29 protein-coding genes and 1 tRNA gene are annotated in these 23,714 nt (G+C 69.6%); 18 read left to right on the top strand and 12 right to left on the bottom strand.

The window, feature by feature from the left end; all coding sequences use genetic code 11:
• Window positions 1-5: 5 nt before the first annotated feature.
• Genes KXR53_RS32170 through KXR53_RS32155 form a run of 4 tightly spaced genes read right to left on the bottom strand, consistent with a single transcriptional unit; the run spans window position 6 to window position 2,534 of the window.
• A complete protein-coding gene (locus KXR53_RS32170; RefSeq protein WP_437379704.1) occupies window positions 6-467 on the bottom strand; it encodes a CreA family protein in 462 nt (153 codons plus the stop codon).
• A gap of 5 nt (window positions 468-472) precedes the next feature.
• Complete coding sequence (locus KXR53_RS32165; RefSeq protein WP_437379703.1) at window positions 473-1,024, bottom strand: demethoxyubiquinone hydroxylase family protein; 552 nt, start codon at window positions 1,022-1,024, stop codon at window positions 473-475.
• Window positions 1,021-1,512 carry a disulfide bond formation protein B gene (locus KXR53_RS32160; protein ID WP_437379702.1) on the bottom strand — a complete coding sequence of 164 codons (492 nt, stop codon included), beginning with the start codon at window positions 1,510-1,512 and terminating at the stop codon, window positions 1,021-1,023. The genes KXR53_RS32165 and KXR53_RS32160 overlap by 4 nt, the downstream gene beginning before the upstream one ends.
• A gap of 53 nt (window positions 1,513-1,565) precedes the next feature.
• Entirely contained in the window at window positions 1,566-2,534 is a 969-nt protein-coding gene (locus tag KXR53_RS32155; protein WP_437379701.1) for a threonine ammonia-lyase, read from the bottom strand.
• A 91-nt stretch (window positions 2,535-2,625) separates the two neighbouring features.
• Here KXR53_RS32155 and KXR53_RS32150 point away from each other — a divergent pair, with 91 nt between their 5' ends.
• The 3 genes from KXR53_RS32150 to KXR53_RS32140 all read left to right on the top strand — a co-directional run bounded on the left by KXR53_RS32150 (window position 2,626) and on the right by KXR53_RS32140 (window position 3,946).
• A complete protein-coding gene (locus KXR53_RS32150) occupies window positions 2,626-3,117 on the top strand; it encodes an Lrp/AsnC family transcriptional regulator (RefSeq protein WP_437379700.1) in 492 nt (163 codons plus the stop codon).
• Between the two features lie 55 nt (window positions 3,118-3,172).
• Window positions 3,173-3,259 (top strand) — tRNA-Leu (locus KXR53_RS32145).
• A gap of 18 nt (window positions 3,260-3,277) precedes the next feature.
• On the top strand, window positions 3,278-3,946 hold the full coding sequence (locus KXR53_RS32140) for a gamma carbonic anhydrase family protein (RefSeq protein ID WP_437379699.1): 669 nt from the start codon (window positions 3,278-3,280) through the stop codon (window positions 3,944-3,946).
• Between the two features lie 21 nt (window positions 3,947-3,967).
• On the opposite strand, the gene KXR53_RS32135 is transcribed toward KXR53_RS32140, so the two are convergent.
• On the bottom strand, window positions 3,968-4,606 hold the full coding sequence (locus KXR53_RS32135) for a TetR/AcrR family transcriptional regulator (protein ID WP_437379698.1): 639 nt from the start codon (window positions 4,604-4,606) through the stop codon (window positions 3,968-3,970).
• A gap of 206 nt (window positions 4,607-4,812) precedes the next feature.
• Between KXR53_RS32135 and KXR53_RS32130 the strand changes: the two genes are divergently transcribed.
• Together KXR53_RS32130 and KXR53_RS32125 are read left to right on the top strand one after the other, a co-directional pair.
• Window positions 4,813-5,313 carry an anthrone oxygenase family protein gene (locus KXR53_RS32130; protein ID WP_437379697.1) on the top strand — a complete coding sequence of 167 codons (501 nt, stop codon included), beginning with the start codon at window positions 4,813-4,815 and terminating at the stop codon, window positions 5,311-5,313.
• 96 nt (window positions 5,314-5,409) lie between these two features.
• The gene (locus tag KXR53_RS32125; protein WP_437379696.1) at window positions 5,410-5,997 is read left to right on the top strand and encodes an HPF/RaiA family ribosome-associated protein; all 588 of its coding nucleotides are present in this window, start codon (window positions 5,410-5,412) and stop codon (window positions 5,995-5,997) included.
• Between the two features lie 4 nt (window positions 5,998-6,001).
• On the opposite strand, the gene KXR53_RS32120 is transcribed toward KXR53_RS32125, so the two are convergent.
• On the bottom strand, window positions 6,002-6,586 hold the full coding sequence (locus KXR53_RS32120) for a TetR/AcrR family transcriptional regulator (RefSeq protein WP_437379695.1): 585 nt from the start codon (window positions 6,584-6,586) through the stop codon (window positions 6,002-6,004).
• 134 nt (window positions 6,587-6,720) lie between these two features.
• Between KXR53_RS32120 and KXR53_RS32115 the strand changes: the two genes are divergently transcribed.
• The 3 genes from KXR53_RS32115 to pseC all read left to right on the top strand — a co-directional run bounded on the left by KXR53_RS32115 (window position 6,721) and on the right by pseC (window position 10,306).
• A complete protein-coding gene (locus KXR53_RS32115; RefSeq protein WP_437379694.1) occupies window positions 6,721-7,737 on the top strand; it encodes a hypothetical protein in 1,017 nt (338 codons plus the stop codon).
• A 258-nt stretch (window positions 7,738-7,995) separates the two neighbouring features.
• Complete coding sequence (pseB, locus tag KXR53_RS32110) at window positions 7,996-9,036, top strand: UDP-N-acetylglucosamine 4,6-dehydratase (inverting) (protein WP_437379693.1); 1,041 nt, start codon at window positions 7,996-7,998, stop codon at window positions 9,034-9,036.
• Window positions 9,037-9,088: 52 nt separating this feature from the next.
• Complete coding sequence (gene pseC, locus KXR53_RS32105) at window positions 9,089-10,306, top strand: UDP-4-amino-4,6-dideoxy-N-acetyl-beta-L-altrosamine transaminase (protein ID WP_437379692.1); 1,218 nt, start codon at window positions 9,089-9,091, stop codon at window positions 10,304-10,306.
• A 7-nt stretch (window positions 10,307-10,313) separates the two neighbouring features.
• Here pseC and KXR53_RS32100 read toward each other — a convergent pair whose 3' ends face one another.
• Complete coding sequence (locus KXR53_RS32100; protein WP_437379691.1) at window positions 10,314-10,961, bottom strand: NnrU family protein; 648 nt, start codon at window positions 10,959-10,961, stop codon at window positions 10,314-10,316.
• A 98-nt stretch (window positions 10,962-11,059) separates the two neighbouring features.
• On the opposite strand from KXR53_RS32100, the gene KXR53_RS32095 reads away from it, so the two are divergent.
• The 5 genes from KXR53_RS32095 (at window position 11,060) to KXR53_RS32075 (ending at window position 16,203) form a co-directional block, all read left to right on the top strand.
• Window positions 11,060-11,671 carry a TetR/AcrR family transcriptional regulator gene (locus KXR53_RS32095; protein ID WP_437379690.1) on the top strand — a complete coding sequence of 204 codons (612 nt, stop codon included), beginning with the start codon at window positions 11,060-11,062 and terminating at the stop codon, window positions 11,669-11,671.
• 157 nt (window positions 11,672-11,828) lie between these two features.
• A complete protein-coding gene (locus tag KXR53_RS32090) occupies window positions 11,829-12,782 on the top strand; it encodes a sugar ABC transporter substrate-binding protein (RefSeq protein ID WP_437379689.1) in 954 nt (317 codons plus the stop codon).
• Window positions 12,783-12,899: 117 nt separating this feature from the next.
• Entirely contained in the window at window positions 12,900-14,045 is a 1,146-nt protein-coding gene (locus tag KXR53_RS32085) for an ABC transporter permease (protein ID WP_437379688.1), read from the top strand.
• Window positions 14,042-14,848, top strand: coding sequence for an ATP-binding cassette domain-containing protein (locus KXR53_RS32080; protein ID WP_437379687.1), 807 nt, complete (start codon window positions 14,042-14,044; stop codon window positions 14,846-14,848). The genes KXR53_RS32085 and KXR53_RS32080 overlap by 4 nt, the downstream gene beginning before the upstream one ends.
• Before the next feature lie 182 nt (window positions 14,849-15,030).
• Window positions 15,031-16,203: a Gfo/Idh/MocA family protein gene (locus KXR53_RS32075; RefSeq protein ID WP_437379686.1), complete on the top strand. Its 1,173-nt coding sequence runs from the start codon at window positions 15,031-15,033 to the stop codon at window positions 16,201-16,203.
• 51 nt (window positions 16,204-16,254) lie between these two features.
• Here the strand turns inward: KXR53_RS32075 and KXR53_RS32070 are convergent, their stop codons facing one another.
• Complete coding sequence (locus tag KXR53_RS32070; protein WP_437379685.1) at window positions 16,255-16,599, bottom strand: hypothetical protein; 345 nt, start codon at window positions 16,597-16,599, stop codon at window positions 16,255-16,257.
• Between the two features lie 97 nt (window positions 16,600-16,696).
• Window positions 16,697-17,149 (bottom strand): VOC family protein, encoded by a 453-nt coding sequence (locus KXR53_RS32065; protein WP_437379684.1) that lies wholly within the window; start codon window positions 17,147-17,149, stop codon window positions 16,697-16,699.
• A gap of 247 nt (window positions 17,150-17,396) precedes the next feature.
• Between KXR53_RS32065 and KXR53_RS32060 the strand changes: the two genes are divergently transcribed.
• From KXR53_RS32060 to KXR53_RS32045, 4 genes are all read left to right on the top strand, one after another.
• A complete protein-coding gene (locus KXR53_RS32060; protein WP_437379683.1) occupies window positions 17,397-18,212 on the top strand; it encodes a BON domain-containing protein in 816 nt (271 codons plus the stop codon).
• 114 nt (window positions 18,213-18,326) lie between these two features.
• The gene (locus tag KXR53_RS32055; RefSeq protein WP_437379682.1) at window positions 18,327-18,596 is read left to right on the top strand and encodes a hypothetical protein; all 270 of its coding nucleotides are present in this window, start codon (window positions 18,327-18,329) and stop codon (window positions 18,594-18,596) included.
• Between the two features lie 257 nt (window positions 18,597-18,853).
• Window positions 18,854-19,282 carry a cupin domain-containing protein gene (locus tag KXR53_RS32050; protein ID WP_437379681.1) on the top strand — a complete coding sequence of 143 codons (429 nt, stop codon included), beginning with the start codon at window positions 18,854-18,856 and terminating at the stop codon, window positions 19,280-19,282.
• A 14-nt stretch (window positions 19,283-19,296) separates the two neighbouring features.
• Window positions 19,297-20,178, top strand: a complete 882-nt coding sequence (locus KXR53_RS32045; RefSeq protein ID WP_437379680.1) for a DMT family transporter — start codon at window positions 19,297-19,299, stop codon at window positions 20,176-20,178.
• A 260-nt stretch (window positions 20,179-20,438) separates the two neighbouring features.
• Here KXR53_RS32045 and KXR53_RS32040 read toward each other — a convergent pair whose 3' ends face one another.
• Together KXR53_RS32040 and KXR53_RS32035 are read right to left on the bottom strand one after the other, a co-directional pair.
• Window positions 20,439-21,380, bottom strand: a complete 942-nt coding sequence (locus KXR53_RS32040; RefSeq protein ID WP_437379679.1) for a hypothetical protein — start codon at window positions 21,378-21,380, stop codon at window positions 20,439-20,441.
• Window positions 21,381-21,495: 115 nt separating this feature from the next.
• Entirely contained in the window at window positions 21,496-22,161 is a 666-nt protein-coding gene (locus KXR53_RS32035) for an ArsR/SmtB family transcription factor (RefSeq protein WP_437379678.1), read from the bottom strand.
• A gap of 72 nt (window positions 22,162-22,233) precedes the next feature.
• Here KXR53_RS32035 and KXR53_RS32030 point away from each other — a divergent pair, with 72 nt between their 5' ends.
• A complete protein-coding gene (locus KXR53_RS32030) occupies window positions 22,234-22,737 on the top strand; it encodes a DUF2938 domain-containing protein (RefSeq protein WP_437379677.1) in 504 nt (167 codons plus the stop codon).
• A gap of 18 nt (window positions 22,738-22,755) precedes the next feature.
• On the opposite strand, the gene rfbA is transcribed toward KXR53_RS32030, so the two are convergent.
• Window positions 22,756-23,661 (bottom strand): glucose-1-phosphate thymidylyltransferase RfbA, encoded by a 906-nt coding sequence (rfbA, locus tag KXR53_RS32025; RefSeq protein ID WP_437379676.1) that lies wholly within the window; start codon window positions 23,659-23,661, stop codon window positions 22,756-22,758.
• Window positions 23,662-23,714: the final 53 nt, after the last annotated feature.

The following is a 23,714-nucleotide window of genomic DNA, read 5'->3' as shown; positions in this document are numbered from 1 at the left end:
GTCTCCTACTGCGCCCAGGGCATCACCGGAACCGCCGAGACGCTGTTCATCGGCGAGCCATCAATCAGCTTGGTCGAATAGGACAGGTAGACCAGCGTGTTGCGCGGCCGGTCATACATCCGCACCACCTGCGTCTCCTTGAACAGGATCGAGGTCGAGCTATCGAACACCTCCTTCTGCCGGTCGATGCGCTCCGGCAGGGTGATCGGGCCGACCTGGCGGCAGGCCAGGGCGAAGCGCGACGGGTCCTCGGCCAGGCCGAGCCAGCCGGAGACGCCGCCGGTGCGGGCCTGGCTGAGATAGCAGGCGACGCCCGGGATATCGGGGTCGGTGAAGGCCTCGACGCAGACCTTGTGGTCCGGGCCGATCAGCTTGAAGGCGGTGTTGACGCAGCCGACATCCTCGGCCCGGGCGCCGGCCGCGGCCAGCAGCGCCGCTGCGGCGGCAAGAAACGCAGGCAGCCGCATCGCCGTCAGACCCGTTCGGACAGCCAGATCGCGGTGCGCGTCGCCGCCTTCACCGCGCCGGAGAGCAGACGATAGGCCGGCGCCTGCTCGGCCTCGTGCTCGAGCCCGATGTCACGATGCTCCAGCTCCTCCGCCCGGAAGCGCTCGATCACCGCCTTCAGCTCCGGCTCATCCCCGCCCAGCGCCTCGGCCTGGCGGGCATAGTGGTCGTCGATCACCTCCTCGACCGCGACGGTGCAGGCCATCGCCGCGCGCTCGCCGAGCAGCGCCGTGGCCGCGCCCATGGCGAAGGCGCCGACATGCCAGAGCGGGTGCAGCAGGGTCGGGCGCACGCCGCGCTCGACCACCAGCCGGTCGAAGGTGTCGAGATGCTCGCGCTCCTGCTCCGCCATATGCTCGATCACCGGCCCCTTGGGGCCGCGGCCGAGCACGGCGAGCTGGCCTTCGTAGATGCGCTTGGCGCCGTATTCCCCGGCATGGTCGACCCGGATCATCCGGGCGATCCGCTCGCGGCGGGGCAGGTCGCCCGGCAGGGCGCGGCGGCGGGAGACGGTCATGCGGACCTCGAGCTGCCCGGGCGGATCGCGGCGGTCAGCAGGACCAGCCCCGCGACCAGCGACAGGATGGCGTTATACCCCGCCATCGAGATCCCGAACAGGACGAAGCCCGGCACGTCGCAGCGCACCACCGGCGCGTTCAGCAGCTGGTCGCGCAAGGCCGACACGTCGCCATTGCCGAGAGAGATGGCGCTGGTGCAGGCGGTGAAGCCCGGAAACCAGCCGTACTCGACCCCGGCATGGTAGGCCGCCAGCAGCCCACCGAGCAGGATCACGGCGCCGGCGAGCAGCACTAGGACGCGGCGCGCGGGACGAATCGCTGCGGCCAGCACCCCGAGCACGATCGCCGCCCCCCAGGGCCAGCGCTGATAGAGGCAGAGCTCACAGGGCTGCAGCCCGCCGAGATACTGCGAGGCAAGGACAGTGCCCAGCACCACGATGCCGAGGGCAGCGGTGAGCCAGGAGAGGAGATCGAGGCGGCGCAACATGGCGCGGATCATGCCGCGCGGCCGAGGCGCCGCCCAGTGCAGAAATGTCGCGATCAGGCCCCCAACAGCCGGGCCTGGAAGGCAGCGTCGAGATTGCTGCCGGTGACCACCGTCGCCACCCGGCGGCCGGCGAAGCGGTCGCGGTTGGTCATCACCGCGGCCAGGCCGGCGGCGCCGGAGGGTTCCGCCACCACCCCGGCGGTGCGCAGCAAGAGCCGCGCCGCCGCGAGAATGGCGTCGTCGTCGACCAGCAGGATCTCGTCGACGCAGGCGCGCAGCTGCGTTACGGCCGAGGGCACCGGCCGGCTGATCGCCATTCCGTCGGCGATGGTGTCCGTGCCCGGCGTGTCGATCGCCCGGCCGGCGGCGATGGACTGCGCCATCGCCGGCGCGCCGCTGGCGACCACGCCGACCACGCGCACCGCGGGCGCCTGGGCCTTGAACCAAGAGCCGATGCCGGTCGCCAAAGCGCCATCGCCGATCTGGACCACGAGGTCGTCGACCTCATGGCCGGCGGCGGTCAGCTCCTGCCCGATCACCCCGGCGCCGGCGGCGATGATCGGATGGCCGCCATCCTCGACGAACAGCGCTCCGGTCTCGGCGGCGAGGCGGCGGGCCAGATCCTTGCCGTCGCCCTCGGCCGGGTCGACCAGCCGGACCGTGGCGCCGAGCCGGCGCATCGCCTCGAGCTTCAGCGGATTGGCCCCAGCCGGCGCCAGGATGGTGGCGGCGATGCCGCGCCGGGTGGCGGCCCGCGCCAGCCCCTGGCCGAAATTGCCGCTGGAGGTGGTGACCACGGCGGCAGGCCGCGGCTCCAGCGCGGCCATCACCGCCTCGGTGCCGCGTCCCTTGAAGGAGCGGATCGGGTTCAGCGTCTCCACCTTCAGCGTGCAGGCGCAGCCCAGCGCCTCGTCCAGCGCGCCGTGCCGCATCGCCGGGGAGTCGAGGAACGCCGGGTCGATCGTGGCCCGGGCGGCGAGAATCTGCTGCGGCGTGATCGGCGTGGCGGCCTGTGTGTCCATGCTGCGTCTCCTTGGCTGACCCGCCCGGACTCTAGCCGGCGCCGCCCCGGCTGTTGTTGAAATCTCATGCACGTGAACGCAAAATTCTTGCATGAGCCCCAAACCCGCCCCCGTCCTCGACCGCCTCGACCACAAGCTGCTGGCCCTGCTGCAGGCCGACAGCGGCCGGACGCTGGAGGAGCTCGGCGACACCATCGGCCTGTCGCCCAGCGCGGTGCAGCGCCGCATCGCCCGCTACCGCGCCGACGGGCTGCTGCAGCGGCAGATTGCGGTGCTCGACCCCGGCCGCCTCGACGGCGTTGTGCTGGCCGCGGTGTTCGTGACGCTGCAGCAGGAATCGGTCGCCCTGCACCGCGCCTTCCAGGACCGCATGCGGGCGGCGCCGGAGGTGCAGCAATGCTACGACCTGGCCGGCAGCCGGGACTATCTGGTGATCCTCGCCGTCACCGGCATGCGGGCCTGCCGCGAGGCGGTCGACCGGCTGTTCATGACCGACCCGAACATCAAGCGCTTCGACACCCATTTCGTGTTCGACGCGGTGAAGACGGGCCTGGCCCTGCCGACCGCCGGCGCCGAAGGGTGAGCGCCCGCGCAATTTCGTTGACGGGAGTCCGCCGCCCCCTATGATGCGGCCCCGCGCGGGCGTGGCGGAATTGGCAGACGCGCTGGACTCAAAATCCAGTTCTGGTGACAGAGTGTCGGTTCGACCCCGACCGCCCGCACCACCTCTCCTCACATCGAAGATGCTGCCCGGTCGGGAAGGACGCGCAGGTGAATGCCGGCCATCAAGGAGGCACGCGATGATCACCGGATATGGAGAGCACAGGCCCCACCTCGACCCTGAAGCATGGGTCGCGCCGGACGCAACGGTCTGTGGCGACGTGACGATCGGCGCGGGATCCCGGATCATGCATGGAGCCCGGCTGGTGGCCGAGGCCGGGGGATCGATCCGGATCGGCCGCAACGGCATTGTGCTCGAGAACGCCGTTATCCGCGCCACGGCCATGCACCCCTGCACGATCGGCGACCACTGCCTCGTCGGGCCGAACAGCCATGTGGTCGGCGCCGATATCGGCGACGAGGTCTTCATCGCCACCGGGGCCGCTGTCTTTCACGGCGCGATCGTCGGCGCCGGGGCGGAAATCAGGGTCAACGGCACCGTCCATCTCCGCAGCCGGCTCGAAGCAGGCGCGACCGTGCCGATCGGCTGGGTCGCGGTCGGCGATCCGGCCCAGATCCTGCCGCCGGACCGCCACGATGCCATCTGGGCGCTGCAGAAGCCCCTGGATTTCCCGGGTTTCGTCTATGGGCTCGATCGCGGGACGCCGGGCCTCATGCGGGCCGTGACCGCCCGTCTGTCGGAGCGGCTCGGCATTCACCGGTCGGAAACGCGCCTGGGCGATTCCGGCTGAACGGGCGAAACGCCGTCGCCCCTACTCCGGAGCCAGCTCCCTCAGCGCCATGCGCTTGTAGGCCTCGACCAGCGCGTCGCCCTCGGCGCGGGCGACGGAGATGGCGAGCCGCATCGTCGCTTCGCCCAGCTGCATCACCAGGAAGGCGCGGGTGAAGAGATCGGCCCGGTCGGCCTTCGGGTCGATCCGGGCCAGGGCCTCGGTCAGCACCCGGCCGTTGATCCGGCTGTCCTCCAGGTCGATCTGGCGCAGGCCCTTGTCGGCCTGCAGACCCGACCAGATGTCGCGCATCACCGGCTCGGCCAGGAACAGCCCGTAATAGGTGTCGATCAGCCGGCCGAGGGCCCGGCGCAGCCCGGCGGCGTCGCGCACGTCCCTCAGCCCCTCCTCGATGCAGGCCCGGCCCTCGGCATTATAGCGCTCGGCCAGGGTACGGATGATCGCCGCCTTGTCCGGGAAATACTGGTACAGCGAGCCGATCGAGATGCCGGCCTTCGCCGCCACCTCGCCCATGCGCAGCGCGTCGCTGCCCTGCGCGGCGATCAGCTCGCTCGCCACCGTCAGGATCCGTTCCACCCGCTCGCGGCTGCGGCGCTGGCTCGGCGCGCGGCGCAGCGGGCCTGCCAGCTCGGAGGTGGTAACGGGGGTGGCAGCGGCCATGACGACTCCTTGGCGATTCCGCTTGACGTAGAAAATATGAGAGACTATCACATTTACAAAACATGATAAACTCTCACATTGGGAGGAGATCATGGCCCTGTCCCCGCATTCGAGGCAAGAACCGATCCTGGTCGTCGGCGGGACTGGCAAGACCGGCCCCGGCTGAACCGCCCCCGTCCCCCAATTCCTGATCATGGAGAGCCGAGATGGGCGATCGCCTGATGTCGATCCTGGTCTTGCTGTCGGCGCTGGGGTCCGGACTTGTCGCCGGCATCTTCTTCGCCTTTTCGACCTTCGTGATGGGCGCCCTGGCCCGCCTGCCGGCGGCGCAGGGGGCGGCCGCCATGCAGTCGATCAATATCGTGGTGATCAATCCGATCTTTCTCGGCGTCTTTCTCGGCACGGCGGTCCTCTGCGTCGTCGTGGCGGTCGGCGCCCTGTTCGGCTGGGCCGGCCCACAGCCTGCCCTGGTCCTGGCCGGCGCGGCACTCTACGTCGTGGGGACCATCGCGGTGACCATGGTGTTCAACGTGCCGCTGAACGACGCGCTGGCGCCGCTCGATCCGAACAGCACCGAGGCGGCCGCCTTCTGGACGCGTTATATTGACCGCTGGACCGCCTGGAACCATGTGCGCACTGCGGCGGCCCTGCTGGCGGCCGCCTGCTTTACCCTCGCCTGGCGCTGGCCCGCTACCGGCCCGGCATGACGCCCGCCGGGGAACCTGCAGCCGCCCGGAACGGTTCGATCATGGGGGTGGCGGCCCGCCGGCCCCGGATGACCCGACCGAGATGGAGGCGCGAAAATGCAGAAGCCGTTGCAGCTCTCCTTCAAGAACATCGATGGTTCGGAGGCGATGAAGGCGATCGTGCACCAGCGGGTCGGGCGGCTCGATCGCCTCTATCCAAACCTGATCGGGTGCCGGGTGGTGATCGAAGCCCCCCATCGCCCCGGCCGAGGGGGCGCGAGGCCGCCGCTGGGCATCTCGGTCGAGGTCGAGATCCCGGCCAAGCCCAAGATCGTGGTCAAGGAGACGGAGGAGCGGCGCACCTCGCGGGACCATGCCGCCGTCGTCAACCACAGCTTCGACGTGGTCGAGCGCAAGCTGGACGACGTCGCCAGCGTCGTCCAGGGCGAGGTGAAGACGCATGAGGCGGCGGGCGAGACCGGCACGATCACCCGCCTGTTCCCTGAGCAGAACTACGGTTTCGTCGAGGCGAAGGACGCCGGCAGCCTGTATTTCACACGCAACGCCGTGGTCGACGGCCGATTCGACGAGCTGGCCGTCGGCATGATGGTCCATCTGACCCCGGCCACCGGCGAGGGCCCGATGGGGCCGCAGGCCAGCTCGATCCGGCTGCTGGGGGCGGATCGCGCCGGCGAGCGCGGCTGATACCCTAAGCCCTCAGCCCGCCGACGATCAGCGCGGCCAGGGCCGCCGTCGCCCCGGCCTCGTCCACCCGGCCGCGCAGCATGTCGCGCGAGATCGCCTCCGCCGCGCCGATGATGCCGACGCAGCGCAGGTGCAGCTCGTCGGAAGGCAGCTCGGAATAGGGCGCCAACGCGTCCTGGTAGAAGGTGACGTAGCGGTCGAGCAGCCGCTGGTGAAACGCCTCCATCTGCCCGTCGCCGCTCAGCGCCGCAGTGATGGCATGCGCCTCCGGCCCGACCGTCAGGTAGCAGGTCATGTAGGCGTCGCTCATCACCCGGGCGACGTCCTCGAGCCGCCGCGGCGTGCGCTCGAGGGCCTGCAGCAGCGCCGCGACCTGGCGGTCGTCGATGCGCTCGTAAAGCGCGATCAGCAGCCCGGAGCGGGTGCCGAAATGCTCATAGGCGATCGGCTTGCTGACGCCGGCGCGCTCGGCGAGATGGCCGAGGGTCAGGGCATCGGTCCCCTCCTCGCGCACGATCGCGAGCGCGGTGTCGAGCAGCTGATCGCGCCGCTCCGCCTTCGACAGCTTCCTCGCAGGGGCTGGGCTCATCTCCTGATCCGCACTCCCGAGCCGAGCATCTCTCGCCGACCTTGAAATTACCATTGGTAACTTACCAAATGTAAGTTCGCGTGGTTGGGACGGCAGCGAGCCATCCGATCCGCGCCTCATCAGGAGCCATGGTAATGCCCGCGACCCAGCAGAAACCAGTTCTCATCATCGGCGGATCCGGCGTGGTCGGCGCCCGTGCTGCCACGACGCTGCGTCGGCTGCAGCCGCAGCTGCCGATCACCATCGGCGGCCGCGACCTGGCCAAGGCCGAGGCGGTGGCCCGCAAGATCGGCGGCGCCGACGCGGCGGCAATCGACCTGGAACGGCCCGATCTGGGCCAGCCGGGCCGGGAATTCGGTGCCGTCGCTGTCTTCGTCAAGGACGCGACCCTGAACTCGCTGCGCGCCGCACAGGCCCGCGGCGTGCCCTATGTCAGCACCTCCAGCGGCGTGTTCGAGATCGGGCCGGAGGTGGCGCAGGCGATCCATCGGCCGACCGCGCCGGTGCTGCTGGCCAGCCATTGGCTGGCCGGAGCGGCACTGCTGCCGGCCTTGCATTTCGGCCGGGCGTATCGGCGGATCGACGGGATCCGGATCGGCGCCCTGCTGGACGAGCAGGACATGGGCGGACCGGCCGCCTATGCCGATTACGACCGCATCGTCACCGCCACCACCCGGGTCCAGGTGCGGCAGGATGGTCACTGGAGCTGGATCGGCGGCGAGGAGGCGGCCGCCACCTACCGCAGCGTCGACGGCGTCGAGCTGCCCGCCCAGGCCTATTCGCCGATGGATGTGGTCAGCCTCGCGGCCGCGACCGATGCCCGCTCGATCCGCCTCGATCTCGCCTATGCCCAGTCGGCCAGCCGCCGGCGCGGCGAGCCCTTCTCGACCGAGATCACGATCGAGATGACGGGCGAACGCCCGGATGGCGCGATCGGGCGCAGCCGGCACGAGCTGGTCCATCCCGAGGGCCAGGCGCCGCTGACGGCGCTGGGCATCGCCTCCGCGGTGGAACGCCTGCTCGGCTTGGCCGGCGGTACGCCCGCGACCCCTGGGCTGCATCTGCCGGAGACGCTGCTCGACCCGGCCGAGATGGTCCGGCGGCTGGAGGCGTTCGGCACGCAGATCCGAGAGGTTCGGCCTACAGATTAAATCCCTCGCCTGTGCCGGATCTCACCCGCCAAACGGGAGGTCCGGCATAAAAAATAGTGATGGCGTCCCAAAGCGATAGCATCGGCCGACGGCCCACCGGACCGCGTCGCAAATCACCCCACCGGACTGCGTTGCAAATCACTATGCATATGGTTATAGGCTGAGGTGTTCGCGCACGGGGGGACCGGGGCGGTTTCGGGCCGGTCTTCCCCAAGCTTTCATGTGGCTGTCCGTCCTTTTCAACAGCGCTGGTGATTCATGTACCGCACTTTTGGCGACAACCTCGTCGACCTGAACGGCAAAGTCCTTTTTGTGACGGGCGGCACCGGTTCCTTCGGGCGCAAATTCGTCTCCACCATCCTGCAGCGCTATCGCCCGCGGAAGCTGATCATCTTCTCGCGCGACGAGCTGAAGCAGTTCGACATGCAGAACGCCGTGCGGGCGGCCTATCCGCCGGAGGTGCACGGCTGCATGCGCTTCTTCATCGGCGACGTGCGCGACCGCGAGCGGCTGGCGCTGGCCACCCGCGGCGTCGACTACATCATCCATGCGGCGGCGCTGAAGCAGGTTCCGGCGGCGGAGCACAATCCGTCGGAATGCATCCACACCAACATCACGGGCGCCGAGAACGTGGTCTGGGCGGCGCTGCAGAACCGGGTCAAGAAGGTGATCGCCCTGTCGACCGACAAGGCCTGCAACCCGGTCAACCTGTACGGCGCCACCAAGCTGGCCTCGGACAAGACCTTCGTCGCCGCCAACAACCTGTCGGGCGACATCGGCACCCGATTCGCCGTGGTCCGCTACGGCAACGTCGTCGGCTCGCGCGGCAGCGTCGTGCCGTTCTTCCGCCAGCTGCTGGAGCAGAAGGCGGAATACCTGCCGATCACCGACGACCGCATGACCCGGTTCTGGATCACGCTGCAGCAGGGCGTGAACTTCGTGCTGTCGAATTTCGAGATCATGCGCGGCGGCGAGATCTTCGTGCCGAAGATCCCGAGCATGAAGATCACCGAACTGGCGCGCGCCCTGGCGCCGGACCTGCCGCACCGGACCGTCGGCATCCGCCCGGGCGAGAAGCTGCACGAGGCGATGATCGCGGTCGATGACGCGTATGCGACGGTGGAGCTGCCGGACCGCTATGTGATCGAGCCGCAATTCGGCGAATACACCCGCACCTCCTTCGCCGAGGACGGCGGTGGCAAGCCGGTGGCCGACCGCTTCAGCTACTGCAGCGACAACAACACCGAGTGGCTGGACAACCGCGAGCTCCTGGAGATCCTCGAGCGGCACGCGAACTGACGGCCGGTCCGTCGATCCATTGCCCTGTCCAGGTCCGCGCGGTTCGGAGGCGATGACCGTGACCTTCCTGCCCTATGGCCGCCAATACATCGACCAGGACGACATCGACGCCGTCGCCCGGGCGCTGCAGGCCGATTACCTGACCACCGGCCCGACGGTCGGCGAGTTCGAGCGCGCCTTCTGCGCCGCCACCGGCGCGCCCTTCGCCGCCGCCTGCTCGAACGGCACCGCGGCGCTGCATCTGGCGGCGCTGGCGCTGGGCCTCGGCCCGGGCGATGTCTGCGTCGTCCCGGCGGTGACCTTCCTGGCCACCGCCAACTGCGCCCGATTCGTCGGGGCCGACGTGGTCTTCGCTGATGTCGATCCGGAGACCGGGCTGATGCGGCCCGACGATCTGGAGGCGGCGATCGCCCGCATCCCGCAGATCCATCCGGAGGGCCGGTTCCGTGCCGTGCTGCCGGTGCATCTGGCCGGCCAGACCGTCGCCCTGGCCCCGATCGCCGAGATCGCCCGGCGGCACGGCGCCTTCGTGATCGAGGACGCCTGCCACGCGCTGGGCACCGAATACGAGACGGCGGAGGGCCGAGTCCAGGTCGGCACCTGCACCCATTCCGACCTCGCCTGCTTCTCCTTCCACCCGGTCAAGACCATCGCGCTGGGCGAAGGCGGCATGGTCACCGCGGCCGATCCGGAGCTGCAGCGGAAGCTGGCCCGGCAGCGCTCCCACGGCATGACCCGGGACCCGGACGCCTTCATCAACACCGATCTGGCGGTCGATCCTGCCCAGGCCGGGGTGAACCCCTGGTACTACGAGATGCAGGAGATCGGCTTCAACTACCGGCTGACCGACATCCAGGCGGCGCTCGGGATCAGCCAGCTGCGCAAGCTGGACTGGTTCAAGGCCCGGCGCCGGGCGCTGGCGGCGCGCTACGACGAAGCGCTGGCGCCGCTGGCCCCTGCCGTGCGGCCGATCGCCAAGGCGCCCGGCTGCGACCCGGTGCTGCATCTCTACGAGGTGCTGATCGACTTCGCCACGATCGGCCAGACCCGCGGCCAGGTGGTGCGCGCCCTGCACGCCAAAGGAATCGGCACCCAGGTGCACTACATCCCGGTGAACCGGCAGCCCTATTACGAGGAGATCTACGGCCGCCGCCCCCTGCCCGGCGCCGAGGCCTTCTACGCCCGCTGCCTGTCGCTGCCGCTGTTCCCCGGCATGCAGGACGGCGACGTCGATCGGGTGGTCGAGGCGCTGCGCGAAGTGCTCAACTGAGGCCGGATCACAGGAAGCCGTGCAGCCACAGCGCGGCGACGAACAGGACGATCCCGAGGCCGAGCCGCCACAGCGCCAGCTCGCCGAGCTTGAGCTCGCCGCGACCGGCCAGCACGGCGGCGAAGGGCAGGCGCGAGGTGCGACGGGCGAAAGCGTCCCAGGCGGGGCCGAGCCGCGCCGCCCGCTTGCGGTCGATCGAGACCATGCCGTTCAGCGCCGTGACCAGGACGGCGCCGAACAGCAGCAGCCCGGCCCAATGGCCGTTGACCGCCAGATGCGCCGCCGCCCAGAGGGCGAAGGCCCACAGCATCGGGTGGCGGGTGATGCGGGTGATGCCGTGGACCGGCAGCTCGCTGCCCATCCGCTCCGCCCCCACCTGGGTCGGGTTGGACGGGCCCAGGCTGTAGGCCAGCAGCACGAAGCCGAGGAACACCAGCACCGCCGAGACCCAGAAGGGCGCCGGAGTCCACAGCGGCTCGTAAGGCGCGTCGCGATAGGCCAGGATCAGCCAGACGAGGCCGACGGCGCTGAGCGCCGAGAACAGCCCGCGATAGCCGTTCTCCCCCAGCCGACCCACCAGGGCCGGGCGGAGCGGGCCGGCGACGCCGAGATGCAGCACCACCCAGAACAGCGCGGCGAGGATGAGAGAGAGCATCGGATATCGTCCCCCGGTTGGGCCCCGAATGTCACCCTTTACAAGGACGACTTTTCCGGCCGATGTTGGCGTCAGCAACATAAGGACGGATGTGGGCTGTGTCAACATCAGAGCGAAGCGGACCGGACCAGCCCTACCACCATGGCGACCTACGCCGGGCGCTGGTGGCGGCGGCCCGCACGCTGCTGGAGGAATCCGGGCCGGAGGCGCTGAGCCTGCGCGACGTCGCCCGCCGGGTCGGCGTTTCGCACAACGCGCCCTACCGCCATTTCCCGACCCGCCAGGCATTGCTGGCGGCAGTGGCGGCGGAGGGCTTCGTCGCCCTCTCCGCCTGTCTGGAGGCCCTCCGGGACTCGGCACCGGCCGCGCCCGGGCTGGCGGCCGGGTTCCGCGCCTATCTCGGTTTCGCCCGGGAGCAGCCGGGGCTGTTTCGGCTGATGTTCGACGGCACCCTGGAGAAATCGTCCGACCCGGCGCTGTGGGAAGCATCGGAGCGCGCCTATGACGGGCTGCGCCGCGCCGTCCGCCGCCTGGCGCCGACGGCGGACCGGGCCGCCGTGGTGACCGCCTGGGCGCAGCTGCACGGCCTGGCGCTGCTGCTCATCTCCGGCCAGCTGGCGGAGGAGCTGGTGCGGGATGGCGGGCTGGACGCCCTGGCCGACCGGGCCGCGGCGATCCTGGAGGCCGGGCTGCTGGCGCGGCCGTCGTGAAACGGCCGGACCGGAAATGGAACAGAAATTCTGAATTGCCTTCCGATTAAAAATCCTGTTCAATTCCAGTGATCGACCGACACCGGCGCCGGATCCGGGCACACGCCCCTCTCCCGGCCCCGACGAATCGGGCGACGAAACCGAGGGAGGACCAGGAATGCTTCGGACATTGCTGTGCGGTGCGGCCATGGCGGCCGCCATGGCGCTGGGCCTGGCGGCGGCGCCCCAGCCGGCGCAAGCGGCCAATGAGCGCTTCGTGCTGATCAGCCACGCGCCCGATTCCGACAGCTGGTGGAACACGATCAAGACCGCGATCCGCGACGCGGGCCAGCAGATCGGCGCCACTGTGGACTACCAGAACCCGTCGACCGGCGACCTCGCCGACATGGCCCGCATCCTGCAGCAGGCCACCGCGTCGAAGCCCGCCGGCATCATCATCACCATCGCCGATTTCGATGTGCTGAAGGGCCCGATCACCGATGCGGTGAAGCGCGGGATCCCGGTCATCACCATCAATTCCGGCACGGCGGAGCAGAGCAAACAGCTCGGCGCGCTGATGCATATCGGCCAGCCGGAATACGACGCCGGCAAGGGCGCGGGCGAGAAGGCCAAGGCCGCCGGCGTCACCAAGTTCCTGTGCGTCAACCATTACATCACCAACCCGGCCTCGGTGGAGCGCTGCCAGGGCTTCGCCGACGCGCTCGGCGTGCCGCTGGGCAACCAGATGATCGATTCGGGCATGGACCCGGGCGAGGTGCAGACCAAGGTCTCGGCCTATCTGCGCGCCAACCCTGACACCAACGGCATCCTGACGCTGGGCCCCAACTCGGCTGAGCCGACCATCGCCGTGCTGCAGGCCAACAAGCAGGCCGGCAAGGTGTTCTTCGCCACCTTCGACCTGAGCCCGGCGATCGCCGCCGGCGTCAAGGACGGCACCGTGACCTTCGCCATCGACCAGCAGCCCTATCTCCAGGGCTACCTGCCGGTGGTGCTGCTGGCGAACTACGCCCGCTACGGCGTGATCCCCAGCAACAACATCAACTCCGGCCCCGGCTTCATCACCAAGGACAATATCGGCCTGGTCGAGAAGCTGGCCGGCGAATACCGGTAAGCGGCACGGGAGCGCCGCTGCGGCGGCGCTCCCCCTGACCCGACAAGAAGAAACGGAAGCGCCGGCCGAAGGCCAGGCAGCCCTTCCCTCTTCCCGCCCACAAGCCCGGAAGACGCCATGACCACCATCCAGACAGACACCAGGGGTCCGCGCCCCGGCGGTGCCCCGCGCCCGGCCCAGGACGAGCGGTTGCGCTCCGTCTCCCTCGCCTCGCGCCTGCTCTCCCGCCCCGAGCTCGGCGCCATGGCCGGCACCGTGCTGGTCTTCGTCTTCTTCGCCATCGCCGCCGGCAGCTCCGGCATGTTCAGCGCCGACGGCGTGTCGAACTGGCTGGTGGTCTCGGCCCAGCTCGGCATCCTCGCGGTCGGCGCCAGCCTCCTGATGATCGCCGGCGAGTTCGACCTGTCGATCGGCTCGATGATCGGCTTCGCCGGGATGATGATCGCGATCCCGACCGTGTTCTTCGGCTGGCCGGTCTGGCTGTCGCTGGCCTTCGCCTTCGCCGGCGCCCTCGCCATCGGCGCGCTGAACGGCTGGCTGGTGGTGCGCACCGGCCTGCCCAGCTTCATCGTCAGCCTGGCCTTCCTGTTCATCCTGCGCGGCATGACCATCGCGCTGTCGATCCTGTTCACCAACCGCACCATCGTCGGCGGGCTGAAGGGGCCGGCCGAGACGGACTGGCTGGCGCCGCTGTTCTACGGCACCGTGCTGGACGGGCTGTACCGCTGGGCCGGCAGCCTGGGGCTGATCGCGACCTTCCCGGACGGCACCCCGGTAGTGCCCGGCCTGCCGGTGCTGGTGGTGTGGTGGGTGGTGCTGACCGCGATCGGCGCCTGGCTGCTGCTGCGCACCCGCTTCGGTAACTGGATCTTCGCCGTCGGCGGCGACAACGTGGCGGCCCGCAACATGGGCGTGCCGGTCGGCCGGGTGAAGGTGCTGCTGTTCATGGGCACCGCCTTCTGCTCCACCGTCTTCGCCGCCTGCCAGGTGATGGAATTCGGCTCCGCCGCCGCCGACCGCGGCCTCTTGAAGGAGTTCGAGGCGATCATCGCCGCGGTGATCGGCGGCACGCTGCTGACCGGCGGCTACGGCTCGGTGATCGGCGCCGCCTTCGGCGCGCTGATCTTCGGCGTGGTGCAGATGGGCATCTTCTACTCCGGCGTGAACACCGACTGGTTCAAGGTCTTCCTCGGGGTGATGCTGCTCTTGGCCGTGATGGTGAACAACTACATCCGCCGCAAGGTGACGGGAGGCCGGTCGTGAACCCTCAATCCATCCCGCTCGTCGAGCTACAGGGCGTCTCCAAGTATTTCGGCTCGGTGGTGGCGCTGAAGGACATCACCATGTCGGTCCGCGCCGGCGAGGTGCTGGCCCTGCTCGGCGACAACGGCGCCGGCAAGTCGACCCTAATCAAGACCCTGGCCGGCGTGCACCAGCCGAACGAAGGGCAGATGCTGGTCGAGGGCCGCGAGGTCCGGTTCGCCTCGCCGCGCGACGCGCTCGACCACGGCATCGCCACCGTCTACCAGGACCTGGCGATGGTGCCGCTGATGAGCATCACCCGGAACTTCTTCATGGGCCGTGAGCCGACGGTGGGCTGGGGCCCGACCCGGCGCATCGACATGGACAAGGCGAACGCCATCGCGCGCGAGGCGATGCGCGAGATCGGCATCGACGTGCGCGACCCGGGCCAGGCGGTCGGCACCCTGTCGGGCGGCGAGCGGCAATGCGTCGCCATCGCCCGGGCCGTGCATTTCGGCGCCAAGGTGCTGATCCTGGACGAGCCGACCTCGGCCCTCGGCGTCAAGCAGGCGTCGGTGGTGCTGCGCTACATCGTGCAGGCGCGGGCGCGCGGCCTCGGGGTGATCTTCATCACCCACAACGTGCACCACGCCTATCCGGTGGCCGACACCTTCACCCTGCTGAACCGCGGCCGCTGCCTGGGCACCTTCGCCAAGAGCGAGATCAGCCGCGAGCAGGTGCTGGAGATGATGGCCGGCGGCCAGGAGCTGGCCAGCCTGACCGCCGAGCTGGCCGAGTTCGAACGCAGCGACGCCGCGGCATAAGGATCCGACAACAATCGCCGGCCTGCCCTTCTACCCTCCCCCTCCCCTTGCGGGAGGGGGTAGGGGGAGGGGTCGGCACAGCAAGAGCGAAACCGGCCGGATCGTTCCCGGCATCGACACCCCCTCCCCCTGCCCCCCTCCCGCGGGGGGAGGGGGAGGATGGAAGGGAGCAAGAGCCAGACATGACCACCAGCATCGGCGTCGGGCTGATCGGCACCGGCTTCATGGGCGAATGCCATGCCCTGGCCTTCCGCGCCGCGCCCGCGGTGTTCCGGACAAAGCTCGGCGCCCGGCTCGAGGTGGTGGCCGACATCGACGCCGGCGCGGCGCAGCAGGCCGCCGACCGCTTCGGCTTCGCCCGCGCCACCGGCGACTGGCGGGAGCTCGTCGCCGACCCGAAGGTCGGTCTCGTCGCCATCACCTCCCCCAACCTGCTGCACAAGCCGATGGCGCTGGCGGCGCTCGAGGCCGGCAAGCACGTCTATTGCGAGAAGCCGCTGGCGCTCAACGCCGCCGACGCCGCGGAGATGGCGTCGGCCGCCGCCAAGGCCGGCACGGTGACGCTGGTCGGCTACAACTACCTGCGCAGCCCGGCCGTCTCCTTCGCCGCGCAGCTGATCCGCGACGGCGCCATCGGCCGCGTCACCTATTTCCGCGGAGTCAGCGACGAGGATTACATGGCCGACCCGGCCGTGCCGATGTCCTGGCGCTGCCGGCGCGACCAGGCGGGCAGCGGTGCGCTGGGCGACATCGGCTCGCATATCCTCAGCGTCGCGCTGTCCCTGATCGGCCCGATCGCCGAGGTCTCGGCCGACCAGCGCACGGTGATCGCCGAGCGCCCCCTGCCCGCCGCCGGCGAGGGTCGTGAGCGCCGCGACGGCGCCGCCGCGGTCACGTCGGAGATGGCCAGGGTGGAGAACGAGGACCAGACTCACGCCCTGCTGCGCTTCGCCGACGGCACCATCGGCACGGTGGCGACGAGCCGCGTCGCGTGGGGCCGCAAGAACCACCTGGCCTTCGAGGTGTTCGGCACCGAGGGCGCGATCCTGTTCGACCAGGAGCGGATGAACGAGCTGCAGCTGTACCAGCCCGCCGCCGCGCCGGGCGACCGCAACGGCTTCCGCACCCTGCTGACCGGACCGGCCCACCCGCATTACAGCGCCTTCAGCCCCGCCGCCGGCCACGGCCTCGGCTTCAACGACCTCAAGGTGATCGAGGTCGCGCAGATCCTCGACGCCATCGCCGGCGGCCCGGCCGCCTATCCGGACTTCGCCGCGGCCGCGGCCCTGGAGCGGGTGAGCGAGGCGATCGGCCGGTCGGCGGCGGAGAGGCGGTGGATCGCTGTCGGCGCGTAAGCGCCGACCGGGAGCAGACCAGCCTATGCGTTCGGATTGTGATGTGCCGGCCTATGGCAAGCGGCGGAAGGACTGTCTGACCAACAGGAACATCCCCCACGAGAACGCGATCGCGGCGAGCCCAGGGATGAGGGACACGATCGAAGACAATAGATCGGAATACGGCCAGCCCTTCCAGGCGATCGCGACGACTGTCGCCGTCCAGGCCACACTAAAGACGATCGCGATGCCCTGCAGCACATGCTGCACCCACAGCCGACGCAGCACGAGGCCGAGAACGAGCGTAAGACAGATGGCCCACATCGGGAGCCAGAACTGAGGATCTTCCGAGCCGGGAAGCCAATGCACTGAAGCAGTCACGATGAGAAATATCGCGGCATAGAGATAGAGAGCCATGGATACGCCTTGAAATCCATGCGTTCTATACCGTGGAGATCGTATCCTCTCTCTCCAGCCGCTTCAGGCCGGCCGCGTCTCAATCACTGAAACACACTCACCCCGGCCCCATCCCCTTCTCCGTCAGCTCCCGGATCGCCTGCTCGGTCTTGCCGAGATGGGACAGGCCCATGCCGCGCAGCACATGCGGGACCTTGGTGAACTGGATGTTATCGTAGCCGACGATCTCGATCCGGTTGCCCCAGGGGTCGCGGAAGTCGAGGAACGGGCCGGGCAGCACCTCGACGCCGGCCTCGGCCAGCGCCCTTCGCACCGCGTCCTTGTCGTCCACCACCAGCCCGAAGTGCCGCCCATCGTCCGGTCCTTGCCGGCGGCCCTGCTGTAGCGCCAGGAACTGGTCGCCGAGGTCGATGAAGGCCATGCCTTCGGAGCGGCCGCGCAGGGTGAAATCGAACAGCCGGCCGTAGAAGGCCAGCGCCTCGTCGATGTCACCGACCTCGAGCGCGATGTGGTTGAACCCGATCGCGCGGGCCTTGCGGTCCTCGGGCATCGCGGGATCCTCCGGCTGTTTCGGCCCGGCAGGATACTGCCGCGGTGCCGGGATGACCAAGCGGAGCCCGCGACGGAAATGCGCCGTGAGCGGACCTGAGCACCGGCCGGACGCTGGCCTCATCAGGGGTGGCCGGACAGATAAATTCTTTCTGCGTCGCTGCGAACCGAGCCCGGAACCGGCCTTTAATCCGGCAAATTTTCTCCTCAAAGCCGACAGAACGTCGGCGGCAAAAGGGAGACTTGAGATGGCCAACGAGCGACGCAGATATCAGGAGCGCGAACGCGAGGACTGGCAGCGCCGGGAACGGCGTGACGAGGGTTACCGCAGCGGCCGCTCCGACGAGGAGGGTGAATACGGGCAGTACGGCCGCGGTCGCGATTACGGACGCGGCGAAGGGTACTATGGCCGCGGCGAGGAGATGCGTGAGGGCGGGTATATGGGCGGTCCCGGCCATCAGGGCGAGGGCGAATACGGCTATCGCGGCCGGGGCTGGGAGGGCCAGGATGAGCGCACCCGCTGGTCCGGCGGCCAGGGCTATGGCGGTCAAAGCTGGGGTGAAGGCGGCTACGGCCGGAGCTGGGCCGGGCAGGAAGGCTATGGTGGGCGCGGCTATGGCGGCCAGTGGACCCAGGGCGGGGACTGGATGCGTGGCGAAACCGGCTATGGCACCACGGGTGAGGGCTTCGGCCGCGGCATGGAGGGATTTCGCGGTCGAGGACCGCGCGGCTACACCCGGTCCGACGAGCGCATCCGCGAGGATGTCTGCGACAGGCTGACCGATGATCCCGCCGTCGACGCATCCGAGATCGAGGTCACGGTTTCCAATTCCGAGGTGACCCTCACCGGCATGGTCAACAGCCGCGACCAGCGCCGGCGCGCCGAGGATTGCGCCGAGCAGGTGTCCGGGGTCGACCATGTCCAGAACAACCTGCGGGTCAAGAAGGAGGAGCAAGGCGTCAGCCAGACCATCTCCGGTCAGGGGACGACCGGCAGTCGGGCCGGCACGAGCACGGGCAGCAGGACCAGTTCCTCCAGCCGGCGGTCGGCCACGGAGCTTTAGACGTGATCGACGGGCGCCCTTCGGGGCGCCCGTCTTGCTGTTCAACGGAGTCGGCAGGACCTCTGGCATGGCCTTTGCATCGCGTCGGCCGTGTTGGCGACGATGGTGAGGTCAATGTCGGACAACGTGATCGGTCTGCGCGGCGCCTATGTACCCCCGGCGGCGGAGGAGACGCCCGCAGCAAATCCAACGGTCGTGGAGGAGCTGGAGCGACTGCTAGAAGCGGCAAAGGCCGGCGAGATCGTCGGATTCACAGGAGCCTATCTGCACAAGGATCGGGTTGCCGGCTATTCCTACGCAGGCCCGGTCTCCGGATACGCCATGATCGGCGCTCTGGAATGCGTGAAGGAACGGCTCCTTCGCATCGCCCTGAGCCAGGACTGAAAGGCGTCGAGGCCGGCGACCGCCCGGAAAGCGTGCAGCTCTTGCCTAAATTTTAGGCCTCCCGCCGAGACAACCTCGCTCTCACGCCATCTCCATCCGTGCGGCCGGCGGCCTTCGATTCGGGAGCCCGTCCTACGGCCGTGCCCTCAAGCCGGTACGAGGGATCCGGTTCGGCCCGCCCATTGCCGCCGCCCGCGGGAACGCGCACCCTGCCCAGGAGGCGGGCGGACGCGGGAGCGACCCCACGGGAGGACATAATGGCGGAGACGATCACGATCGGCGGGCTGCTGCTGGAGTTCCTGCACGACAAAGACGGCACGGACGGCAGCCTCGACATGTTCCGGATGACGGTGCAGCCCAACGCCCGGATGCCGGTGCCGCATTATCACGAGAGCTGGGACGAGGTCGCCTACGGCCTGGCCGGCATCCTGACCTTCCAGGTCGACGGCCGGGACATGCCCCTTAGGCCGGGGGACTCCGTCTTCATCCGGCGCGGTGTCGTGCACGGCTTCCGCAACGACACGCAGGAACCGGCGACCTGCCTGTCGGTGCTGATGCCCGGCGTGCTCGGCCCCGCCTATTTCCGCGAGGTCGCCGCCCTGGCCGCCGGCGGCGCACCCGACCCGGCGCGGATGAAGGAGGTCATGCTGCGCTACGGGCTGGTGCCGGTGACGCCTGGCACCTGACCGGCGGGCCGGCGGTGGAGCAGGCGACCGGACGCGTCGCGGCGGCGCGAATGGCCAAGGGCGTGGCGCTCGGCTTTCTCGCCTACGCCCTGTTCACCTTCGGCGACGCCAATGTGAAGGCTCTGTCGGGCCGCCTCTCGGTGTTCGAGATCGGCTTTTTCGTCGGCATCTTCGCCCTCGTCATGCTGCCGTTCATCCGCAGGCTGGGCGAGCCCTGGCGCGAAGCCTTCCGACCGAAGCGCCCCGGGCTGGTTGCCGTGCGCGTGGCCAGCGGCATTTGCGCCGGACTGCTGGGCATGGTCGCGTTCACCAACCTCCCCTTCGCTGAGGCCTATGCCATCATCTTCCTGGCGCCGTCCTTCGTCACGATCCTCTCCATCCTCATTCTGAAGGAGTATGTGGCCTGGCAGCGCCTAGTCGCCATCGCCCTCGGCTTCGGCGGGGTACTCCTGGTCGTCCGCCCCGGCTTCCAGGACCTGCATCCGGCGCATCTGGCCGCCCTGGGCACGGCGTTGGCGATGGCGACGACCGTGCTGGTGCTGAGGGTGATCGCACCAGTCGAGAGCCGGGTGACGCTCCTCGCCTATCCGATCCTGACCGGTAAGCTCGTGACCGGCCCCTTGATGCTGCTGGATTTCCGCTGGCCGGAGCCGATCGAGTTCGGGTTCCTGGCGTTGGCCGGCCTGCTGGCGGCCGCCGCCCAGATCGGGCTGATCCAGGCGACCCGCTTCGCCCCGGCGCACCGCGTCGGTCCCGCGCAGTACAGCCAGATCGTCTGGGCGGTGGTGATCGGCGCGGTGTTCTTCGCCGAGATTCCAGACGGCGTCGCGCTCGCCGGCATCGGCCTCGTGCTGGCGTCCGGGCTCTTCGCCTTCCTGGGCCGACCGCCTGGATAGGGCTCGGCCATTCCGCCAGGCGGTGGCCCAACCCGGGGCCAGCAGGACCGTGCCGCCGCGGCCGGGCGGGCGTCATGCGCCAGTGCGGCGGTTGCCTTAACCGATCCGACCGAACAGGCCTGATACGCTGGGCGCCGGCTATTCCGCGAGGCCGCGGCCCTCGCCGCCGCGGAAGCGGCCGTGCCAGACAGGGTGCTGCCCGCGCGGATCGTTTCCGGAGCGCCGCCGCCAAGCCGGCGTCGGCGGCTTCCGGTAGCGGCTCAGCCCTCATGCTCCAGCGCCGCCAGCAGCTCGGCATAGCTCGGAGCCAGACGCCGCAGCAGGCCGGCGGCCACGGCGTCGTCGCCAACCACCAGCGGGTGCTGCAGCGCGCCGATCAGGCGGGCCTGGCGGTCCATGATCCGCGCCGCCGCGTCCCAGCCGATCCGCGCCAGGCAGACGGCCGCATCGTCCGCGCGGCGGGCGCCCACCCGGACGGCGAAATGGATCAGGTGATCGCGCAGCCCGGGATCGCCGCCAGCCTCGACCAGCTCGGCCAGGCGCTCCGCCGCCGCGCCGTTGCCGAGGGTGCCGGCGGGCGGATGGCCGCCGCCCGCCATCGACAACCAGCGCACCGCGGCAGGGAGCGAGGCCCGGATCGCCTCCTCCTCCGCCACCGTCCGCAGCTGCCGGAAGCCGGTGCGGAAGGTGAAGGGCGTGGCATAGTCGACCGTCTCGGCCTGCCAGGCGGCGAGAAAGTCGTCGTGCGGCAGCGTGGCATAGGGATGGCCCTGCGGGTCGTGCATCAGCACCCGCCCCTCCTCCAGGCCGAGCACGACGACGTAATGGTCGGCGCCGATCGGCCCGGTCATCTCCGGCTGGTGACGCAGATGCCCCATCTCCACCGGCCCCACCCAGACGGGTCCATCCGCCAGCGCCGCCTCAAGGGCGGCCAGCGCCTGCTCCGCCGTGCCGCCGCGATGCACCGAGGAGGTCCAGCCCAGAGCGTCCAGGGCGCCGTCGAAGCCGGCCTCCGGCATCCAGCCATAGGGGTCGAAGAACGGCAGGGTGCCGCCGACCAGCTGCATGCCGAAGGGGCTGGCGGTGGCGAATTCGACCACCGCGGCGGACGGCGCGCGGTCGCCGAACATCATCGCGAAGGAATTCGCATAGCAATAGGGGCCGGAGCCGATATAGGGGAAGTGCGTCATGGTCGTCGCCATCTCCAATTTCATCGAGGCGACACGACAAGAGCGGCAAATTTCCAGAAATTGTCAATCAGATCTATTTTTAATGGGAGAAAATGAATTTGTCCGTTCCCCGATTTTACACCGTCCTTTATCCCTGCCCCGCCGTCTCCACCTCCAGCCCCGCCGCCTTCCAGTCGAGAAAGCCGTCGCGCAGCCGCCGCGCCTTCAGGCCGCGGGCGCGCAGGGCGGCGACCGCCTCGACCGAGAGGACGCAGTAGGGGCCGCGGCAATAGGCGACGATCTCCTGACCCGGAGGCAGCTCGGCCAGGCGGCGCTCCAGCGTCTCGACCGGGATGTTCACGGCACCGGGCAGGTGGCCCAGCGCGAACTCCTCCTCCGGCCGCACATCGAGCAGCGTCACCCCGCTCTCGCGCAGCCGCTCCAGCAGCTCCTCGCGCGAGATGCCCTCCAGCCGTTCCGGCCGGCCGAGGCTGTCGGCGAGCACGTCCCGGATCTCCGCCCGCCGATGCTCGGCCTGGCGGCGCAGGGCGGCGAGCAGCGGCACGATCGGGCCGCCGCCCAACCGGTACAGCACGCGCTTGCCGTCGCGCCGCGATTCGACCAGCCCGGCGCGCCGCAGATGCTGCAGATGCTGCGAGGCATTGGCGACGGAGAGGCCGGAGAGCTCGGCCAGGCGCTCCACCGGCCGCTCGCCCTGGCCGATCTGCTCCAGGAGCATCAGCCGGTGGGCATGGCCGAGGGTGCGGGCGAGCTCCGCCAGCTCGGTGAAGATCAGGGTCTGGGCGTCGGTCATTGACAGGAGGCTAGCATCGCTTCATCAATCAAGCAATTCATTGAATGAACCCGATGCCGAAGGAGCCGACCAATGGATGAGGGGCTGGAATTCGGGCTGCGCGCGGTCGCGATCGGGGCCGGCGCCACGGTCGTCGCCGATCTGTGGACGGCGCTGCTGGCGCGGCTGACCGGCGTGCGGGGGCTGGACTGGGCCATGGTCGGCCGCTGGGTCGGGCATTTCCCGCGCGGCCGCTTCATGCATGACGGCATCGGCAGGGCGGAGCCGATCGCGGGCGAGCGCGCCCTCGGCTGGATCGTCCATTACGGCACCGGCATCGTCTTCGCCGCCCTGCTGCTGGCGATCTGCGGCCTGGGCTGGGCGCGCGACCCGACCCTGCCGCCGGCCCTGGCCTTCGGCCTCGTCACCGTGGCCGCGCCGTTCCTGCTGATGCAGCCGGCCCTGGGCATCGGCATCGCGGCCTCGAAGACGCCGAACCCGACCGCCGCGCGGCTGCGCAGCCTGATGACCCATGCGGCGTTCGGGATCGGCCTCTACCTCGCCGCCCTGCTCACGGCGCAGCTGATCGGGGCGTGACCGAGGCGGAGCGCGGTGTCATCCGACCGAGCGGCTGTGGGCGAGCGCCCCGGGCTCCTCGATCTCCGCGACCTTGAGCAGATACTTGCCGTAGCCGCTCTTCTCCAGCTTGCGGCCCTGGGCGAGGAGTTGCTCGCGGTCGATGAAGCCCTGGAGATAGGCGATCTCCTCCGGGCAGGCGACGCGCAGGCCCTGGCGCCGCTCCAGCGTCTGCACGTAGCTCGCGGCCTCGAGCAGGCTGTCATGCGTGCCCATGTCGAACCAGGCGAAGCCGCGGCCCATCTTCTCGACATGCAGCCGGCCGCGTTCGAGATAGGCGCGGTTGACGTCGGTGATCTCGAGCTCGCCGCGGGCGGAGGGCTTCAGGTTCGCGGCGATGTCGACCACCTCCGCGTCGTAGAAATAGAGGCCGGTGACCGCCCAGTTGGAGGTCGGGTTGCGCGGCTTCTCCTCGATCGCCGCCGCCCGGCCGTCGGCGCCGAAATTGACCACGCCGTAGCGCTCAGGATCGTCGACGTGATAGGCGAAGACCGAGGCGCCGGAGGGCCGCCCGGAGGCCGAGGCCAGCAGCTCCGGCAGGCCGTGGCCGTGATAGATATTGTCGCCGAGGATCAGGGCGGAGGGGCCGCCAGCGACGAAGTCGGCGCCGATGATATAGGCCTGGGCCAGCCCGTCCGGGCTGGGCTGTACCGCATAGTCGAAGGCCATGCCCCATTGTGAGCCGTCGCCGAGCAGCCGCTGGAACTGCGGCATGTCGTGCGGGGTGGAGATGACCAGCACCTCCCGGATCCCGGCCAGCATCAGCACGCTGAGCGGGTAATAGACCATCGGCTTGTCATAGACCGGCATCAGCTGCTTGGAGGTGGCGAGCGTCAGCGGGTGAAGCCGGGTGCCGCTGCCGCCGGCGAGGATGATGCCTTTCATGGGGGCTCCGGGGTGCTGATGGTTGCAAGCAGGAACGGCTTTTCCGGACGCTA

The sequence above is a fragment of the Inquilinus limosus genome (assembly GCF_051487185.1).
GTDB lineage: Bacteria > Pseudomonadota > Alphaproteobacteria > DSM-16000 > Inquilinaceae > Inquilinus > Inquilinus limosus_F.
This window is presented reverse-complemented; position numbering and strand designations above follow the sequence as displayed.

Excerpts from the sequence above, each read along its gene's own strand:
- KXR53_RS32170 (WP_437379704.1), bottom strand. The coding sequence starts at position 467 with ATGCGGCTGCCTGCGTTTCTTGCCGCCGCAGCGGCGCTGCTGGCCGCG.
- KXR53_RS32165 (WP_437379703.1), bottom strand. The coding sequence starts at position 1,024 with ATGACCGTCTCCCGCCGCCGCGCCCTGCCGGGCGACCTGCCCCGCCGC.
- KXR53_RS32160 (WP_437379702.1), bottom strand. The coding sequence starts at position 1,512 with ATGTTGCGCCGCCTCGATCTCCTCTCCTGGCTCACCGCTGCCCTCGGC.
- KXR53_RS32155 (WP_437379701.1), bottom strand. The coding sequence starts at position 2,534 with ATGGACACACAGGCCGCCACGCCGATCACGCCGCAGCAGATTCTCGCC.
- KXR53_RS32150 (WP_437379700.1), top strand. The coding sequence starts at position 2,626 with ATGAGCCCCAAACCCGCCCCCGTCCTCGACCGCCTCGACCACAAGCTG.
- KXR53_RS32140 (WP_437379699.1), top strand. The coding sequence starts at position 3,278 with ATGCTGCCCGGTCGGGAAGGACGCGCAGGTGAATGCCGGCCATCAAGG.
- KXR53_RS32135 (WP_437379698.1), bottom strand. The coding sequence starts at position 4,606 with ATGGCCGCTGCCACCCCCGTTACCACCTCCGAGCTGGCAGGCCCGCTG.
- KXR53_RS32130 (WP_437379697.1), top strand. The coding sequence starts at position 4,813 with ATGGGCGATCGCCTGATGTCGATCCTGGTCTTGCTGTCGGCGCTGGGG.
- KXR53_RS32125 (WP_437379696.1), top strand. The coding sequence starts at position 5,410 with ATGCAGAAGCCGTTGCAGCTCTCCTTCAAGAACATCGATGGTTCGGAG.
- KXR53_RS32120 (WP_437379695.1), bottom strand. The coding sequence starts at position 6,586 with ATGAGCCCAGCCCCTGCGAGGAAGCTGTCGAAGGCGGAGCGGCGCGAT.
- KXR53_RS32115 (WP_437379694.1), top strand. The coding sequence starts at position 6,721 with ATGCCCGCGACCCAGCAGAAACCAGTTCTCATCATCGGCGGATCCGGC.
- pseB (WP_437379693.1), top strand. The coding sequence starts at position 7,996 with ATGTACCGCACTTTTGGCGACAACCTCGTCGACCTGAACGGCAAAGTC.
- pseC (WP_437379692.1), top strand. The coding sequence starts at position 9,089 with ATGACCGTGACCTTCCTGCCCTATGGCCGCCAATACATCGACCAGGAC.
- KXR53_RS32100 (WP_437379691.1), bottom strand. The coding sequence starts at position 10,961 with ATGCTCTCTCTCATCCTCGCCGCGCTGTTCTGGGTGGTGCTGCATCTC.
- KXR53_RS32090 (WP_437379689.1), top strand. The coding sequence starts at position 11,829 with ATGCTTCGGACATTGCTGTGCGGTGCGGCCATGGCGGCCGCCATGGCG.
- KXR53_RS32085 (WP_437379688.1), top strand. The coding sequence starts at position 12,900 with ATGACCACCATCCAGACAGACACCAGGGGTCCGCGCCCCGGCGGTGCC.
- KXR53_RS32075 (WP_437379686.1), top strand. The coding sequence starts at position 15,031 with ATGACCACCAGCATCGGCGTCGGGCTGATCGGCACCGGCTTCATGGGC.
- KXR53_RS32070 (WP_437379685.1), bottom strand. The coding sequence starts at position 16,599 with ATGGCTCTCTATCTCTATGCCGCGATATTTCTCATCGTGACTGCTTCA.
- KXR53_RS32065 (WP_437379684.1), bottom strand. The coding sequence starts at position 17,149 with ATGCCCGAGGACCGCAAGGCCCGCGCGATCGGGTTCAACCACATCGCG.
- KXR53_RS32060 (WP_437379683.1), top strand. The coding sequence starts at position 17,397 with ATGGCCAACGAGCGACGCAGATATCAGGAGCGCGAACGCGAGGACTGG.
- KXR53_RS32055 (WP_437379682.1), top strand. The coding sequence starts at position 18,327 with ATGTCGGACAACGTGATCGGTCTGCGCGGCGCCTATGTACCCCCGGCG.
- KXR53_RS32050 (WP_437379681.1), top strand. The coding sequence starts at position 18,854 with ATGGCGGAGACGATCACGATCGGCGGGCTGCTGCTGGAGTTCCTGCAC.
- KXR53_RS32040 (WP_437379679.1), bottom strand. The coding sequence starts at position 21,380 with ATGGCGACGACCATGACGCACTTCCCCTATATCGGCTCCGGCCCCTAT.
- KXR53_RS32035 (WP_437379678.1), bottom strand. The coding sequence starts at position 22,161 with ATGACCGACGCCCAGACCCTGATCTTCACCGAGCTGGCGGAGCTCGCC.
- KXR53_RS32030 (WP_437379677.1), top strand. The coding sequence starts at position 22,234 with ATGGATGAGGGGCTGGAATTCGGGCTGCGCGCGGTCGCGATCGGGGCC.
- rfbA (WP_437379676.1), bottom strand. The coding sequence starts at position 23,661 with ATGAAAGGCATCATCCTCGCCGGCGGCAGCGGCACCCGGCTTCACCCG.